The organism is Amycolatopsis lexingtonensis, from assembly GCF_014873755.1.
Classification (GTDB): domain Bacteria; phylum Actinomycetota; class Actinomycetes; order Mycobacteriales; family Pseudonocardiaceae; genus Amycolatopsis; species Amycolatopsis lexingtonensis.
The window spans coordinates 10,219,648-10,235,636 of sequence record NZ_JADBEG010000001.1 but is presented as its reverse complement, the minus strand read 5'-3'; the positions used below and the strand labels follow the sequence as shown (position 1 = coordinate 10,235,636).

The following is a 15,989-nucleotide window of genomic DNA, read 5'->3' as shown; positions in this document are numbered from 1 at the left end:
GTCGTGTGACCCACCCCTGTTAGCGGTCGCGATCAGCGAGGCGCACGATGGGCACATGACTCGTGAAGCGCCGGCGCAGGACGTGGACGAGACCCGCCTCGAGGTGGGCAAGCCGAAGGGCTGGGCGGCCGGGATACCCGGTGTCGCCGTGTCGCTCGCGCGCAGCGTCGAGCAGATGGGCACCGGCCGGACGATCAAGGCGCTGCGGCTGCTGAACCAGCGCGAGGGCTTCGACTGCCCGGGCTGCGCGTGGCCGGAACCGCGGGAGATCGACGGCGAGAAGCGCAAGCTGGCCGAGTTCTGCGAAAACGGCGCCAAGGCCGTGGCCGAGGAGGCCACGAAACGGCGGGTGGACCGCGACTTCTTCGCGAAGCACCCGATCGAGGACCTCCGGAACAAGACCGACTACTGGCTCGGCCAGCAGGGCCGGATCACCGAGCCGTTCGTGCTGCGCGAAGGCGCCACGCACTACGAGCCGATCTCCTGGGACGACGCGTTCGAGCTCGTCGCCGGCGAGCTGAAGGCGCTGACCGACCCGAACGAGGCGTTCTTCTACACCTCCGGGCGCACCAGCAACGAGGCCGCGTTCCTCTACCAGCTGATGGTGCGCTCCTTCGGCACCAACAACCTGCCGGACTGCTCCAACATGTGCCACGAGTCCTCGGGCGCGGCGCTGTCGGCCACCACCGGCGTCGGCAAGGGCTCGGTGAGCCTGGCTGACATCCACAAGGCCGACCTAATCGTCGTCGTCGGGCAGAACCCGGGCACCAACCACCCGCGGATGCTCTCGGCGCTCGAAGTCGCCAAGGGCCACGGCGCGAAGGTGATCGCCGTGAACCCGCTGCCCGAAGCCGGGCTGATGCGGTTCAAGAACCCGCAGAACGTCCGCGGCGTAGTCGGCAAGGGCACGCCGCTGGCCGACGAGTTCGCCCAGATCCGCCTCGGCGGCGACCTCGCGCTGTTCCAGGCCGTCGGGCACCTGCTGCTCGCCTGGGACGAAGAGGCGCCGGGCGCGATCGTCGACCGCGAGTTCGTCGCGAACGCCACCGATGGCTTCGACGACTACGCGAAGCACCTGCGGGAGATCGACTGGCCGGAGGTCGAGCTCGCCACCGGGCTGCCGCGCGAGCAGATCGAGCGCGTCGCGCGGATGATCGCGTCCTCCGAGCGCACGATCTACTGCTGGGCGATGGGCCTGACGCAGCACAAGCACGCCGTGCCGACGATCTCCGAGATCGCGAACCTGGCGCTGATGCGCGGCATGATCGGCAAGCCGGGCGCGGGTCTCTGCCCGGTGCGCGGGCACTCGAATGTCCAGGGCGACCGGACGATGGGCATCTGGGAGAAGATGCCGCAGTCCTTCATGGACGCCCTCGCCGCCGAGTTCGGCATCGAAGTCCCGCGCGAGCACGGCCTGGACACCGTCGACACGATCCGCGCGATGCGCGACGGCCGCGGCAAGGTCTTCTTCGCCGTCGGCGGCAACTTCGCGTCGGCGACCCCGGACACGGACGCCACCGAGAAGGCGCTCGAGTCGTGCTCGCTGACCGTGCACGTCTCGACGAAGCTGAACCGCTCCCACGTCGTCCACGGCCGCACCGCGCTGATCCTGCCGACGCTCGGGCGCACCGAGCGGGACGTCCAGGCGAGCGGCGAGCAGTTCGTCACGGTCGAGGACTCGATGTCGCAGGTGCACACCTCCCGCGGCCGCCTCCAGCCCGCGAGCGAGCACCTGCTCTCCGAGGTCGCGATCGTCAGCCGGCTCGCCGAGAAGCTGTTCGGCGCGGGCCACGCGGTGCCGTGGCGGACGTTCGAGACCGACTACGACCTGATCCGCGACCGGATCTCGCGGGTCGTGCCGGGCTGCCACGACTACAACCGCCGCGTCCGCGAGCCCGACGGGTTCGTGCTGCCGCACGCGCCGCGCGACTCCCGCGAGTTCACCGGCACGGCCAACGGCAAGGGCAACTTCACGGTCTCGGCGCTGGAGTACCCGCAGGCGCCCGAGGGCAGGCTGCTGCTGCAGACGATGCGCAGCCACGACCAGTACAACACCACGATCTACGGCCTTTCCGACCGCTACCGCGGCATCGACAACGCCCGCCGGGTCGTGCTGGTCAACCCCGCCGACATCGCGGCGCTCGGCCTGACGGACGGCGGGATGGTCGACCTGGTCTCCGAGTGGCGCGACGGCGACCGCCGGGCACCGGCGTTCCGCGTCGTGGCGTACCCGACGGCCCGCGGCTGCGCGGCGGCGTACTTCCCCGAGGCGAACGCGCTGGTCCCGCTGGACTCGGTGGCGGACAAGTCGAACACCCCGGTCTCCAAGGCGATCGTGGTGCGGCTGGAGCCTCAGCCCCGGTAGTCGCGTTGCAGGGTGTCGGTCATGCCGGTGACCACGGCCTGGACGTTGTCGAGGGTCGCCGGCGGGATCAGGGCCGCCTCGGTGCCGCCGTCGGCGATGGCCAGGCCGAGGACGACGTTGCCGGAGCGGACGGCGGCCCACTGCTCGGAGAAGCCGGCCTCGTCGCCGACGCCGGTGGCGAGGCGGACGCCCGAGTGGTCGCCGAGCGCGTCGGTCATCAGCTGGGTGGCCTGGGAAGCCGCGTTGGCGGTGTCGGAGTCGGTGAAGCGGACGACGGCGATCGTGACGACCCGGTAGTCCTGCGGGTTCGGCTTCCCGCCGCCGAGGTCGCGGGCGAACAGGCGCTTGCAGCCGGTGAGTTCGTTGCCCTCGGTCGAGCGGTCCTGCGGCACCACCTTGGCGTCGGCCGTCTTGATCGAGTCCGGCGGGACTTCGACGGTGCCGGGGGCCAGCCGGTCGCGGGTGTCGGCGCCGGGCAGCTTGCAGGCGTCGATCGACTCGGGGTAGTGCGCCGTACCGGACGCCGATTGGCACCCGGCGGACAGAACGGCGGAAGCGAGCACCGGAAGGAGCCACCCTCCGCGGGCAACGCTGATGCGCATAGGTTCCGGACTTTCCTTATTTCCTGAAATCGTTTTTCCGGTCCGCCACCGATCCGGTGATCTTTTCCGGCCCGTCCCGCGGCACTGCCGCCGACGGTCACCGCACATTGCCTCACCAGGCAGGCAGCGTCAAGACCACTCACCCTCGTGGTCCGCCGTGGTCCGGTCGGCGGAAAACGAGATCGCGGTGCTTCACGGAAAAACTTCGCGCAATTTCACCCCGTGCGCGGTCAATTCACGCAGACGACTCCGTCCGACGTGATCGCGTCGTCACCGGCCGCCGGGGCGCCCCCGCCGCCGGCCGCTCCCGGGCCCGCGTACACCGTGCCGAGCACGACCTCGATGTGCCCGGCGGGCACCGACGCGGACTCCTGCGTCGTCAGGCCGCCCAGCAGCTTCGCCACCTCGGCGCCGCGGTCCGCGAGGTCGGGACCGAACCGGACCACCGAGGTCCGCCGCGAGGCCGTGTTGCCGGTGGCACCCGGCGTGAACCCCTTGTCGCGCAGCAAACCGGACACGCGCGCCGCGAGCCCCGGCCGCGGTCCCGCGTTGGAGACGTCGACCGTGGGCCCCTGGGCCGTCGGCGACCCCGTCGGTGCGGCCGGCCCGATCAGGCTCGCCGCGAACGCCTTGACCGCGGCCGGGTCGACCTGCACCGCGGTCGCTTTGCGGTCGTCCGGGTCGTAGCGGTAGTCGGGGTTGACGACCGGGATCGTCTCGAACCGGATGCCGCCGCCGCTGACCCCGCGCATCTGCGCGACGAAGTCGAGGAGGTTCCAGGAGGAGTCGAGCACCACCGAGCGCTTCACCGCGTCGATGAGGTCCGAAAGCTTCCCGGGGTCGCCCAGCGTCCCCGCCGACAGCACCTGCCGCGCCAGCCCGGCGAGGAAGACCTGCTGCCGCCGCACGCGGTCGAAGTCGCCGCCGCGGAGGTTGTCGCGCTGCCGCACGAAGGCGAGCGCGTCCGCGCCCGAGATCCGCTGCGGCCCGGCCTGGAAGTTCGCGCCCGAGTTCCGGTCCTGGGTGGGCGCTTTCAGGCAGACGTCGACGCCGCCGACCGCCTTGCTGATCTCGGAGAAGCTGAGCAGGTTGACTTCGGCGAAGTGGTCGATCTTGACGCCGGTGAGGTCCTCGACCGCCTGCCGCGTCGCGCGCCGCGCGGCCGTGAGCGCGCTTTGGTCGATCTTCGCCTTGTCGGTCTCCCCCGCGGTGCGCAGCCGCCGCGCCTCGGCGGCCTTCGCGCGCCCGAAAGCGGCGTTGATCTTCCCCTTCCCGCCGGGCATCGACACGTAGCTGTCGCGCGGGATGGAAAACGCTTTCACCTCCTTCGTGCCGTTCGGGATCCGCAGCACGATCAGGGTGTCGGTGAGGTCGTCGCCGTTGGGACCGACCCGCAGTTCGCGGAGCATGTCCGGCGACAGCGGGTTGCCCTGGGGATCGGTGCGGGCGTCCCGGCCGACGAGCAGGACGTCCAGCGAACCGTCGGCGGGCTGCTCCCCCGGTTTCGTCTCGCCGTCGGCGTCGATCACGCTGTCGCGCGTGACTTCGTCGAGGGCCTGGAGGTTCACGTAGCCGTACGCGGTGCCGCACAAGACGACCAGCGCCAGCCCGGAGACGACGATCTTGCCCAGAGGATGCACGCCCTATCGACGCCCGCGCGGCCCGTCGTGCTGCACGGGTGAGGCAGGTCACATGCGCAGGTGCGAGGCGCCGTTGAGGTCGAGGATCGCGCCGGACGCCCAGGTCGCCTCGGCGGAAGCCAGGTAGACGACGGCCGCGGCGACCTCTTCGGGCGTGCCGACCCGCCCGAACGGGCTCTGCGCGCGCAGGGCGTCGTCGATCCGGTCCGCCACGCGCTCGGTGGCGGTGAAGCCGGGTGCGACCGACGTCACGGAGATGCCGTGCGGCGCCAGCGAAACGGCGAGCGACTGGCCGAACGCGTGCAGCGCCGCCTTGCTCGCGCCGTACGCCGGGTGGTCGGGCTCGCCCTTGAACGCCCCGCGCGACCCGATGTTGACGATCCGGCCGGGCGCGCCGCGCCCGATGAGGTGCCGGGCGACGCAGTAGCTCAGGTTCGCGGCGCCCACGAGGTTGACGTCGAGGGTGCGCCGCCAGATCCGCTGCCAGTCCGCGTAGGACACCCCGTCGACCGGGTGCGCGGTCTCCGCCGACGTCGCGACGGCCGCGTTGTTGACCAGCACGTCGACCCCGCCGAGCCCGGCTTCGGCGGCGTCGGCGAGCTTCCGCGCCGCTTCCGGGTCGGCGAGGTCGCCGCTGATCAGCAGGTGTCCTTCGCCGGGCAGTTGCGAAAGCGTTTCCTCGGCGTCCGCGGCGCGGTGTCCGTAGTGGACGGCCACCCGGTCCCCCCGCGCCGCGAACGCCGTGGCCACCGCGCGCCCGATACCGCGGGACGCGCCGGTGACGAGAATTCCGTTGCTCATCCGAACAGCTGTACCAGCTTCAGGAAAAGCTGGTACACGCCGTACCCGAACGGCAGGACGACCCACGCCCAGGTGAGCACGATCAGCGGGGTCCGGTTGGGCTTCGACGTCGACGGCTCGCTCATCGGGCTTCACTCCTCGCGGCCGCGGGGACCGGCTCGTGGTACTTCTCCTTGACCGGGCGCACCAGCTCGTTGGCCACGAAGCCGACCACCAGCAGGCCGATCATGATGTAGAAGGACAGCTCGTACAACGCCGGCCCGGACTTGCCCGCCGCCTTCTGGCTGTCGGCGATCCGGTTGACGATCAGCGGGCCGAGCACGCCGGCCACCGACCACGCGGTGAGCAGCCTGCCGTGGATCGCGCCGACCTGGTAGGTGCCGAAGAGGTCCTTCAGGTAGGCCGGAACCGTCGCGAACCCACCGCCGTAGAAGGAGAGGATCACCATCGCGCACAGGATGAACACGAGCTTCGACGAGTTGTCCGTGAGCGCGATCACCAAGTACAGCACCGCGCCGACGCCGAGGTAGGTGCGGTAGATGTTCTTGCGCCCGACCAGGTCCGAAGTGGACGACCAGACGAACCGGCCGAGCATGTTGCACAGCGACAGCAGCGCGACGAACCCGGCCGCCGCGGCCGTGCCGACCGGCGTCGGCGTGCTCTTGAAGAAGTCGACGATCATCGGGGACGCCTTCTCCAGGATCCCGATGCCCGCGGTGACGTTGAAGCACAGCACGACCCACAGGCACCAGAACTGCGGCGTCTTGATCGCGTTGGCGGCCGAGACGTTCGCGGTGCTGATCATCGCCTTGCCGTGGTCGGTCTTGGGCTCCCAGCCCGCCGGCTTCCAGCCGTCGGCCGGCACCCGCACGAGCAGCCAGCCCATCGACATGAACACCGCGTAGACGACGCCGTGCACGAGGAACGCCGTGGCGATGGTGCCGGTGGTGGGCGCGCTGCCGAGCATCGACGACGACCACGGCGACGCGATCAGCGCGCCGCCGCCGAAGCCCATGATCGCGATGCCGGTGGCCATGCCCGGCCGGTCCGGGAACCACTTGATCAGCGTCGACACCGGCGAGATGTAGCCGATGCCGAGCCCGACCCCGCCGATCCCGCCGTAGCCGAGGACGACCAGCCAGAACTGCCCGGTCGCCACGCCGAGGGCGGAGACGAGGAACCCGGTGGCGAAGCAGCACATCGAGACGAACATGGCCCAGCGCGGGCCGTTCTTCTCCACGAGCGTGCCGCCGAAGGCCGCGGACAGCCCGAGCATGACGATGCCGAGCTGGAACGGCAGCGAGCTCTGCGTGCCGTTCAGGTGCATCGTCTTCTCGAGCGGGGTCTTGAACACGCTCCACGCGTAGGCCTGCCCGATCGACAGGTGCACCGAGAGGGCCGCCGGCGGCACCAGCCAGCGCGTCCACGTCGGCGGTGCCACTATCCGGGATCGGTCCAGGAAGCCGAGAGCCATCGGTTCCCTCCGTACTCTGGGGATGATGGAGGGAATGTATTACTAAATACCCGGTGTTGCACCATACGGGTGTCGAACGTTCGGGCGGCGAAAGGTGTGCAGATGGGCAGGGTGACCGTGCGCAGGCCGGTGCGGCGGATTTCCGCGGCCGGTGATCGGCGCCGTCCCGACTCGCTCGCCGCCGAAGAGCCCCTGGAGCTGCGGGTCGGCGGCAAGGCGCTGGCCGTCACCATGCGCACGCCCGGCCACGACGTCGAGCTGGCCCACGGCTTCCTGCTGTCCGAAGGCGTGATCGGCGGCCGCGAGGACATCGCGGTCGCCCGCTACTGCGACGGCGTCGACGACCAGGGCCGCAACACCTACAACGTCCTCGACATCGCGCTGGCCGACGGCGTGGCCCCGCCGGACACCGGCGTCGAGCGGAACTTCTACACCACCTCGTCGTGCGGCGTCTGCGGCAAGGCCGCCCTCGACGCGGTCAAGCTCAAGACCCGCTTCTCCCCCGCCGGCGCGGCCTTCGCCGTGAAGAGCGAGACGCTGGCCGGCCTGCCGGACGCGCTGCGCACCCGGCAGAAGGTCTTCGCCAGCACCGGCGGCCTGCACGCGGCGGCGCTGTTCACCCCGGACGGCGAACTCGCGGTCGTCCGCGAAGACGTCGGGCGGCACAACGCGGTCGACAAGGTGCTCGGCTGGGCCGTCCTGGAGGGCCGGGTGCCCGCGCCCGGCTACGGCCTCCTGGTGTCCGGGCGCGCGTCGTTCGAACTGGTGCAGAAGGCCGCGATGGCCGGCATCGGGCTGCTGGCGGCGGTGTCCGCGCCGTCGTCGCTGGCCGTGGAACTGGCCGAGGAGAACGGCATGACGCTCATCGGCTTCCTGCGCGGCGACTCGATGAACCTCTACACCGGCGACCACCGCGTCCTGACCTGAACTGTGCTCGCGATGCTAAAATCCTCAGCAGTGAGGGGAGTATTCCTTCGCGGTGGCTTCGTCTGAGGGACGTCCTGGCGTCCTCGGGGCCATCGGTCAGCTCTGCTGGCGGAAGAGACCTCCGACCGACCAAGCACGCCTTGGATCGGTTGGAGCGGATTTCGCCGGGCGAGCGGAGTCTCCTTCCAGCCGACTCGGCTGGAAGGGGTTGCATGTACGTCTTGTCCGGCACCGACCCGGTCCTGGTGGTCGGGTTGGCCCTGCTCGCCCCGGCGGTCCGAGTCATCGCGCTCGTCGTCGCCTTGCGCGGCACCGACCCGCGCGACCGGCCCGCCATCATCAGAGCCCTCGCGGAACTGTTCCGCCTCCTGCCCAGGAAGCGTCGCTGACGGGCTGGGCAGCACCCCTAGGCGGACGCGACCCAGTTGCCGTGGAAGCCGTTGGGTACCCGGTCGGGCAGGTGGATCGCCGCCACGGTCTCCAGGGTTCCCGCGTCGAGCACCGTCAGGTCGCTGCGCTGCGACGCCGGGTCGTAGACGAAGCCCATCACCACCCCGTCGTCCTCGGCCGCGTCCTCGTGGCGCGGGACGAACACGAACTCGCCCGGCTGCCGTCCGCCGCCGAACGCGCGCTCCTGGCGGGAGCCGGTGCGGAAGTCGTGCTTGAACAGGGAGCTGCCCGGGTTCGCTTCGCCGTCGGTCGAGATCGCGTAGCCGTAGCGGTGGTGCCGTCCGACGAGCCGCTCGTCGACCCGCGGGAACTCCTGGCCCCGGTCGTCGAGCCGCTCCTCGATGACCTTGCCCGCGGTGAGGTCGACGGTCCAGCGGTCCAGCGTCGGGCCGCCCTCGCCCGGACCGTGCAGCTCGCGGTCGAACATCTTCGGGTGGCGCACCACGTCGAGGACGACGCTGTCGCCGTCGTCGTAGGCGTTGAGCGGGTGGAAGACGTAGCACGGCTCGACGTCGAACCAGCGGACGTCGCGGCTCTGGCCGTCCCGCGGCATGACCCCGATCCGCGCGGGGTACTTCTCGTTCCAGCGGTAGGGCAGGCCGCCGTTCGCGCCGATCTTGTTCGCCATCATCGCGGACACCGGGTCCGGCACTCGGACCTTGCCGACCATCGCCGAGAGCACCAGCTTCGCCGGGGCGCGCAAGGCGCCGGGCACGCCGGTCGCCACCGCCATCCCGGCGTCGAACGTCACCGGCAGGTCGTAGAACACGACGTACTTCTCGGTCAGCGAGAAGTCGTGCATCATCGGTGACCCGGTGACCTCGACGTCGACGATGCGGCGGGCGCGGCCGGCCGCGTCGATCACCGAGTACTGCACCTTGTTGCCCATGCCGAAGAAGTACGAGACGGCGTGCAGCTCGCCGGTGCGCGGGTCGCGCTTGGGGTGGGCGGTGTAGCCGCCCGGGAGCGTGCCGTCGAAGTCGCAGCGGCCGAGGGTGTCGAGCTCGTCGGTCAGCTCGTAGATCGGCGCGCCCGCCTCGACCAGCGCGAGCGTCTTGCCGGCGTGGCCGATGACGTTGGTGTTGGCGCCGAGCGCGTCCAGGCCGCAGAACCGGCTCGCGTCCTCGCCGTTCAGCTTGGCGGTCACGGACGCGTTGCGCACCCAGCGGTTGCGGTACCACTCGGCCTTGCCGTCGCGCAGGCGCACGCCGTGGACCATGCCGTCGCCCATGAACCAGTGGTAGGCCGCCGGGTCCACTTCGGACAGCGGGTTGGGGCCGTTGCGCAGGTAGCGGCCGTCGAGGAACTCGGGGATCCGCCCGGTGACGGCGAGCTCGGTGATCGTGTGCTCCCGGCTGACCGGGGCGAAGTTTCCTTCGAGGAACTTGTTGCCCATGGCGTGACCCCTCCGCGCGTTCCATAACTGAGTTATGGATACAGGTATAACAGGGTTATGGGACACTGGCAAGCATGAGCCCCAAACCGCGCGCGACCGACGTCAAGGCCCGGCTCGTCGAGGCCGCCATCCGGCTGCTCGACGACGGCGGCCCGGAAACCCTGCAGGCCCGCAAGCTCGCGGCGGAGGTCGGCGTCTCGACGATGGCGGTGTACACGCACTTCGGCGGCATGGCCGCGCTGGTCGACGAGGTGGCGCGCGCCGGCTTCCTGCGGCTTTCGGAGTGGCTGGCCGAGGTCGGCGAGACCGAGGACCCGGTCGCGGACATCTTCAGCCTCGCCCGCACCTACCGGCAGGCGGTCGCCGAGCAGCCCCAGCTGTTCGCGGTCACGTTCGGCCAGTCCGCGCCCGGCGGCAAGCGGGCGACGCTGTCCGACCTCACCACCGAAGAAGGCCGGGAGGCCGCTCCGGAGGGCCTGGAGGCGTTCGAGCACATCGTCCGGGCCACCGAACGGGCCATCGAGGCGGGCCGCTTCCGGCCCGCGGACAAGTACCAGGCCGCCGCCCAGCTGTGGAGCGCCCTCCACGGCTTCGTCACCCTGGAGGCTTCCGGGCACTTCGGGCCCGGCGAACAGGGCATAGACCACATTTTGATACCCCTCGGCATCACACTCGCCGTGGGTCTCGGGGACACTGTGGACAGGGCCGAACGCTCCACCGACGCAGCCAAGGCGGCTTGGCGCGCGAGGACCCGAAACGCCGGGCAGGGTGGGAACGACTAACCCGGCGAGCGGGACGCGAGGGGAACGCGGAGCAGGTCCGCGGCGTCCTAAGGGAGCAGGCGGGGGACGGAGACAGGTGAACGAGGAAAACGGGGACGCGGAGCGCGCGGGCGGTGGGGACCAGCCGCAGCCCGCGAAGGCGGTCGCGGAGGCGGCGGTCCAGGGCGCGCGGCGCTGGCTGAGCCGCCGCTCGGTGCTGATCGCGGGCGCGTCCGGCCTGGCCGTGACCGGGCTGGCCGTCGGGACGGCGACCGGCAAGCTGCCGTTCAGCCAGGCCCTGCAGCGCGCGCTCGGCGTGGCGTCGTCCAACCCGACGACCCAGCTGGGCAGCACGCGCGTCGAACGCGTCTACTCCGCGGCCCGCGGCCGGATGGTCGACCTGGTGTTCATCCTGCCGTCGAAGACCCCGCCGAAGGGGCTGCCGATGTCGCTCGTGCTGCACGGCCTGCACGGCAACGCCCGCAGCGCGGCCCCGACCGGCACGCTCAAGCAGCTGGCCAGCGACGTCGCCCGCAAGGCGGTCCCGTCGTTCGGCTTCGTGGCCGTCGACGGCGGCGACAACTACTGGCACCAGGTCCACCCGGGCGACGACCCGATGGCGATGCTGCTGGAGGAGGTCCCACAGTGGCTGCGGGCCCGCGGCTTCGCCGGCCCGACCGGCCTGCCCTTCGCCTGCACGGGCGTCTCGATGGGCGGCTTCGGCGCCCTGGTGTATACCCGCCGCCGCGTGGAGCGCCGCCAGCCGCCGTCCGCGGTGGCGACGCTGGCCCCGGCGCTGATCACGTCGTGGCCGGAGATGGCCAAGCGCCACATCTTCCCGGACATCCAGGACTGGACGGCGCTCGACCCGCTGCGCCACATCGACGAGACCAAGAGCGTCCCGAACGGCATCTGGTGCGGCACGGAGGACTCGTTCATCACGGGTGTCCGCCGCTACATCGACGCGGCCCACCCGGCGGTCGCCCACACGGCGCACGGCAAGCACGGCGACCCGTTCAACCGGACGGTGGTGCCGAGCCTGATCAGCTTCCTCGGCAAGCACGTCCCGCGTACGGACTGACCCAGCTTGGCGGCAGCCGAAGTACCCGGCGGCGAGCACCGGCAGACGTCTTGAATGAGTCATTCAGGTCTTCGGAGGTCCTGAATGACTCATTCAAGACACGCGGTGGACCCCGTGCGGGCAGGCGAGGTCAGCCGCAGCGGAAGTGGACCCGGGTCGTCGTCGTACCCGGAACCCAGTACGTCCGGACCAGGTCGGCCAGCCGGTTCACCAGCAGCAGGCCGCGCCCGCCCAGCGTCGACGCCGACGGCGGGACGCGGCCGGCCAGCGGGTCCGCGATCGTGCCGGCGTCGCTCACTTCGCCGACCACCTCGTCCGGGGCCGTCCACAGCCGCAAAACACCCGTGCCGCCGCCGTAGAGCACGCTGTTCGCCGTCAGTTCGGCGATCGCCAGCGCGAAGTCGTCGCGGCGCGGGCGGCGCAGGCCGTGGCGGGCCGCCCAGATCTCCGCGAAGCCCCGTAGCGACGCCAGCTGGGAGAGGTCGAACGAGCGCTCCACCGCGCCGGCCGGGGGCCGCAGCGGGCGCCTCAGGTCCGCGCGGACGCCGTCGGGGTCGAAGCGCGGGCTTTCGAACGGGCCCGCCAGGCCCCACAGCTCGGGGTGGGTGCGCTCCGCGTCGGCCAGGACCGACGGGGTCAGCGCCGCGACGTCGTACGGGCAGAGGATCGCCAGGTCGCGGCCCGCGAAAGCGTTGTTGATCAGTGCCTCGTGCTCCACGCACGCCGGGTACTCGACGTCGGTGCGCCAGGCCCAGATCGGCTCGCCGACGATCCGCACCGGGCCGGCGTGCTCACCGGCGAAGGCGTCCAGCACCGAGGGCAGGATGGCGCCGGGGTTGCGGCCCGCGCGGCCCATGTCGATCAGCAGGACCTCGTCGGCCCGGTCCCCCAGCGCCTTCTCGACCAGCATCAGGTTGCGGCCCGGAACGGCGACGGCGGCGGGCTCCCCGCGGTCGAGGCCTTCGAGCAGGAACGGAATGACACCATCGAGATACTCAGTGTCACCGCGGTAGAACAGTGCCGGATGCCGGAACGGCTTGAGGGCAGCTACCACGTGTCAGGCGTACCCAGGCGGCACCGGCACCAAACCCTGCGAAAGGCGGGTCTTCACTCCACCCAGCGGCCGACGACCGAGATCAGCCAGAAGCCGACCAGGGCCGCGAGGGCGAACAGCAGCACCCAGTTGACGAGCTGACGCCGCTCGGTCACGCCGCGAGCCTGCCACAGCCCGTAACCCGCGACGAGGAACAGCGGCACCGGGATCAGCGGCAACGGCGACAGCCGGGCCACCACGGCCACGACGCACGTGCCGGTGCACACGGCCAGCACGCCCATCAGCACGCGGTTCAGCCACGGGTACCGCTCGAAGGCGGACGCGATCACGCGTTCGCTCAGCTCGCGGAACCCGAGGACCGGCCCGGCGGCCACCGGCTCGGCGACCGGGGCCGGTGGCGGCGGCGCTTGGACGCCGCCACCGGGGGTGGTGCCCCCGGTACCCGGGAAAGAATCAGCAGTCATTCAGCTTTTCCTGTCGGTCTCCGGGCCCGTGGTGGCCCGGAGACGGCCGGCGTCAGGCCGACTTTTCGCCGCGCTCGCTGCGTGCGCGCCGGGTCGGCTGCCGGGCGACGATCGTCGGGTTCACGTTTTCCCGGACGGTCTGCTCGGTGATGACGACCTTCGCCACGTCGTCGCGGCTCGGGATGTCGTACATGACCGGCTGCAGGACCTCTTCCATGATGGCGCGCAGCCCGCGGGCGCCCGTGCCCCGGAGGACCGCCTGGTCGGCGATGGCCTCGAGCGCGGTGCTGGTGAACTCGAGCTCGACGTTGTCCATCTCGAAGAGCTTCTTGTACTGCTTCACCAGGGCGTTGCGCGGCTGGGTCAGGATGTTGACCAGCGAGTCCTTGTCCAGGTGGTTCACCGTCGCCACGACCGGGAGGCGGCCGATGAACTCCGGGATCAGCCCGAACTTGATCAGGTCCTCCGGCATGGTGTCGGAGAAGACGTCGCTCTCCTCGATCTCGGTCTTGGTGCGGATCTCCGCGCCGAAGCCGAGGCCGCGCTTGCCGACCCGCTCGTTGATGATCTTCTCCAGCCCGGCGAACGCGCCGGCCACGATGAACAGCACGTTCGTCGTGTCGATCTGGATGAACTCCTGGTGCGGGTGCTTGCGGCCGCCCTGCGGCGGGACCGAAGCGGTGGTGCCTTCGAGGATCTTCAGCAAGGCCTGCTGGACACCCTCGCCGGACACGTCGCGCGTGATCGACGGGTTCTCGCTCTTCCGGGCGATCTTGTCGACCTCGTCGATGTAGATGATCCCGGTCTCGGCCCGCTTGACGTCGTAGTCCGCCGCCTGGATGAGCTTGAGCAGGATGTTCTCGACGTCCTCGCCGACGTACCCGGCCTCGGTGAGCGCCGTGGCGTCCGCGATCGCGAACGGGACGTTCAGCAGCTTCGCCAGCGTCTGCGCGAGGTAGGTCTTGCCGCACCCGGTGGGGCCGAGCATCAGGATGTTCGACTTGGCGAGCTCGACCGACTCCTCCTTGGAGTCCTTCGGCCCGGCCTTGTCGTCCGCCTGGATCCGCTTGTAGTGGTTGTAGACCGCTACCGCGAGCGTCCGCTTGGCGTCTTCCTGACCGATGATGTACTGCTCGAGGAACTCGTGGATGTCGGCGGGCTTGGGCAGCTCGTCGAGCTTGACGTCGCCGGCCTCGGCCAGCTCCTCCTCGATGATCTCATTGCAGAGGTCGATGCACTCATCGCAGATGTAGACCCCGGGGCCGGCAATGAGCTTCTTCACCTGCTTTTGGCTCTTCCCACAGAAAGAACACTTCAGCAGGTCTCCGCCGTCACCGATCCGTGCCATGGCCGTTGACCTCGTCCCCTCCGGCGCGGGTTTCCACGCCTGACTGTGTTGCGACGGTGCGGCCCCGGCCACCTGTGACCGAGCGGAGCCTCACGCATTGCCACTGACGGTACCCGTCCGATGCCGTGGGCGGGAACACCCACACGCTCCGGGAGCACGTCAGAGGACGACCCTAAACCAGGATGCCGGTGTGTGTCGTCTTCTCGACACACACCGGCCTGGCGGATCTACAGAGCCGACGCCTTCCGGTACGGCAGCACCTCGTCGATGATGCCGTACGCCTTGGCCTCCTCGGCCGTGAGGATCTTGTCGCGCTCGATGTCGGCCCGGATCTGGTCCGGGTCCTTGTTCGTGTGCTTCGCCAGGATGACCTCCATCTGGCGGCGCATGCGCTGGATCTCGTTCGCCTGGATCTCGAGGTCCGAGACCTGGCCGTACGTGCCCTCGGTGGCGGGCTGGTGGATCAGCACGCGCGCGTTCGGCAGGGCGAAGCGCTTGCCCGGGTTGCCGGCGGCGAGCAGCACCGCGGCGGCCGAGGCGGCCTGGCCGAGGCAGACCGTCTGGATGTCCGGCCGGATGTACTGCGCGGTGTCGTAGATCGCCATCAGCGAGGTGAACGAGCCACCCGGCGAGTTGATGTAGATCGTGATGTCGCGGTCCGGGTCCTCGTGCTCGAGGTGCAGCATCTGCGCCATCACGTCGTTGGCCGATGCGTCGTCCACCTGCACACCGAGGAAGATGATCCGCTCTTCGTACAGCTTGTTGTACGGGTTCGACTCCTTGACGCCGTAGCTGGTGCGCTCGACGTACGACGGGAGGATGTACCGCGACTGGGGGGTGTTCGGAGCCCGGAAGTCACCCGGGAGCCTGAAGTTGCTCATGATCGAGTCTCCTGTGTGCTTCGCGCTCAGTTCGAGCCCGGACGGGCGATGTCGGCGGTGAGGACGTGGTCGACGAACCCGTAGTCCTTCGCCTCCTGAGCGGTGAACCAGCGGTCGCGGTCGCCGTCCTTGATGATCTGCTCGACCGTCTGGCCGGTCTGGTCCGCCGTGATCTTGGCCAGTTCCAGCTTCCACTTGTTGAACAGGTCCGCCTGGATCGCGATGTCCGACGCGGTGCCGCCGACACCGGCCGACGGCTGGTGCATCAGGATGCGCGCGTGCGGCAGCGCGTACCGCTTGCCCGGCGTGCCCGAGGAGAGCAGGAACTGCCCCATCGAGGCCGCCATGCCCATCGCGTAGGTCGCGACGTCCGGGCGGATCAGCTGCATGGTGTCGTAGATCGCGAACCCGGCGGTGACCGAACCACCCGGCGAGTTGATGTAGAAGCGGATGTCGGACTCGGCGTCGTCGGCGTCGAGCAGCAACAGCTGCGCGGTGATCCGGTTGGCGATCTCGTCGTTGACCTCGGAACCGAGGACGACGATGCGCTCCTGGAGCAATCGCTCGAACACCGAGTCGGTGAGGGTGAGCCCTGCGGTGCCGGTCCGCGCCTCGGGCGTGTGCTGCGTCACGTCTGCCTGCCTTTTCGCCGGCGGTGGCCCGGTGCTGACGGCCACCGCTGTCGTTTCAGATGCTTGAGATCTTGTATCCGACCCTAACGAACTTGGGCGGTGCAGAATGCCTG

At 70.2% G+C, this 15,989-nt stretch carries 16 protein-coding genes; 5 read left to right on the top strand and 11 right to left on the bottom strand.

The window, feature by feature from the left end:
• Positions 1 to 55: 55 nt before the first annotated feature.
• Positions 56 to 2,365, top strand: a complete 2,310-nt coding sequence (locus H4696_RS47040; RefSeq protein WP_192782927.1) for an FdhF/YdeP family oxidoreductase — start codon at positions 56 to 58, stop codon at positions 2,363 to 2,365.
• On the opposite strand, the gene H4696_RS47035 is transcribed toward H4696_RS47040, so the two are convergent.
• From H4696_RS47035 to H4696_RS47020, 5 genes are all read right to left on the bottom strand, one after another.
• Complete coding sequence (locus tag H4696_RS47035; RefSeq protein WP_249027115.1) at positions 2,353 to 2,928, bottom strand: hypothetical protein; 576 nt, start codon at positions 2,926 to 2,928, stop codon at positions 2,353 to 2,355. The two genes, H4696_RS47040 and H4696_RS47035, sit on opposite strands and share 13 nt — an antisense overlap.
• Positions 2,929 to 3,197: 269 nt before the next feature.
• Positions 3,198 to 4,607, bottom strand: a complete 1,410-nt coding sequence (locus H4696_RS47030) for an LCP family protein (RefSeq protein ID WP_086862886.1) — start codon at positions 4,605 to 4,607, stop codon at positions 3,198 to 3,200.
• A 48-nt stretch (positions 4,608 to 4,655) separates the two neighbouring features.
• Positions 4,656 to 5,408, bottom strand: coding sequence for an SDR family NAD(P)-dependent oxidoreductase (locus tag H4696_RS47025; protein ID WP_086862887.1), 753 nt, complete (start codon positions 5,406 to 5,408; stop codon positions 4,656 to 4,658).
• Positions 5,405 to 5,533, bottom strand: coding sequence for an MFS transporter small subunit (locus tag H4696_RS51010; RefSeq protein ID WP_264086341.1), 129 nt, complete (start codon positions 5,531 to 5,533; stop codon positions 5,405 to 5,407). Before H4696_RS51010 ends, H4696_RS47025 begins: the two co-directional genes overlap by 4 nt.
• On the bottom strand, positions 5,530 to 6,882 hold the full coding sequence (locus H4696_RS47020) for an L-lactate MFS transporter (protein WP_086862888.1): 1,353 nt from the start codon (positions 6,880 to 6,882) through the stop codon (positions 5,530 to 5,532). Before H4696_RS47020 ends, H4696_RS51010 begins: the two co-directional genes overlap by 4 nt.
• Before the next feature lie 102 nt (positions 6,883 to 6,984).
• Here H4696_RS47020 and fdhD point away from each other — a divergent pair, with 102 nt between their 5' ends.
• Complete coding sequence (gene fdhD, locus H4696_RS47015) at positions 6,985 to 7,809, top strand: formate dehydrogenase accessory sulfurtransferase FdhD (RefSeq protein WP_086862889.1); 825 nt, start codon at positions 6,985 to 6,987, stop codon at positions 7,807 to 7,809.
• A 212-nt stretch (positions 7,810 to 8,021) separates the two neighbouring features.
• Positions 8,022 to 8,198, top strand: coding sequence for a hypothetical protein (locus H4696_RS47010; RefSeq protein WP_158104373.1), 177 nt, complete (start codon positions 8,022 to 8,024; stop codon positions 8,196 to 8,198).
• 17 nt (positions 8,199 to 8,215) lie between these two features.
• On the opposite strand, the gene H4696_RS47005 is transcribed toward H4696_RS47010, so the two are convergent.
• Positions 8,216 to 9,655 (bottom strand): carotenoid oxygenase family protein, encoded by a 1,440-nt coding sequence (locus H4696_RS47005; protein WP_086862890.1) that lies wholly within the window; start codon positions 9,653 to 9,655, stop codon positions 8,216 to 8,218.
• Positions 9,656 to 9,729: 74 nt separating this feature from the next.
• Here H4696_RS47005 and H4696_RS47000 point away from each other — a divergent pair, with 74 nt between their 5' ends.
• Entirely contained in the window at positions 9,730 to 10,437 is a 708-nt protein-coding gene (locus H4696_RS47000) for a TetR/AcrR family transcriptional regulator (protein ID WP_086862891.1), read from the top strand.
• Positions 10,438 to 10,615: 178 nt separating this feature from the next.
• Entirely contained in the window at positions 10,616 to 11,497 is an 882-nt protein-coding gene (locus H4696_RS46995; protein WP_225958231.1) for an alpha/beta hydrolase, read from the top strand.
• Positions 11,498 to 11,627: 130 nt separating this feature from the next.
• On the opposite strand, the gene H4696_RS46990 is transcribed toward H4696_RS46995, so the two are convergent.
• The 5 genes from H4696_RS46990 to H4696_RS46970 all read right to left on the bottom strand — a co-directional run bounded on the left by H4696_RS46990 (position 11,628) and on the right by H4696_RS46970 (position 15,876).
• On the bottom strand, positions 11,628 to 12,551 hold the full coding sequence (locus tag H4696_RS46990; protein WP_086862893.1) for a sensor histidine kinase: 924 nt from the start codon (positions 12,549 to 12,551) through the stop codon (positions 11,628 to 11,630).
• A gap of 53 nt (positions 12,552 to 12,604) precedes the next feature.
• Entirely contained in the window at positions 12,605 to 13,015 is a 411-nt protein-coding gene (locus H4696_RS46985) for a hypothetical protein (RefSeq protein ID WP_086862894.1), read from the bottom strand.
• Between the two features lie 52 nt (positions 13,016 to 13,067).
• Positions 13,068 to 14,363, bottom strand: a complete 1,296-nt coding sequence (gene clpX, locus H4696_RS46980; protein WP_086862895.1) for an ATP-dependent Clp protease ATP-binding subunit ClpX — start codon at positions 14,361 to 14,363, stop codon at positions 13,068 to 13,070.
• A gap of 227 nt (positions 14,364 to 14,590) precedes the next feature.
• Complete coding sequence (locus H4696_RS46975; RefSeq protein WP_086862896.1) at positions 14,591 to 15,244, bottom strand: ATP-dependent Clp protease proteolytic subunit; 654 nt, start codon at positions 15,242 to 15,244, stop codon at positions 14,591 to 14,593.
• 26 nt (positions 15,245 to 15,270) lie between these two features.
• Entirely contained in the window at positions 15,271 to 15,876 is a 606-nt protein-coding gene (locus H4696_RS46970; RefSeq protein WP_086862897.1) for a ClpP family protease, read from the bottom strand.
• Positions 15,877 to 15,989 lie beyond the last annotated feature (113 nt).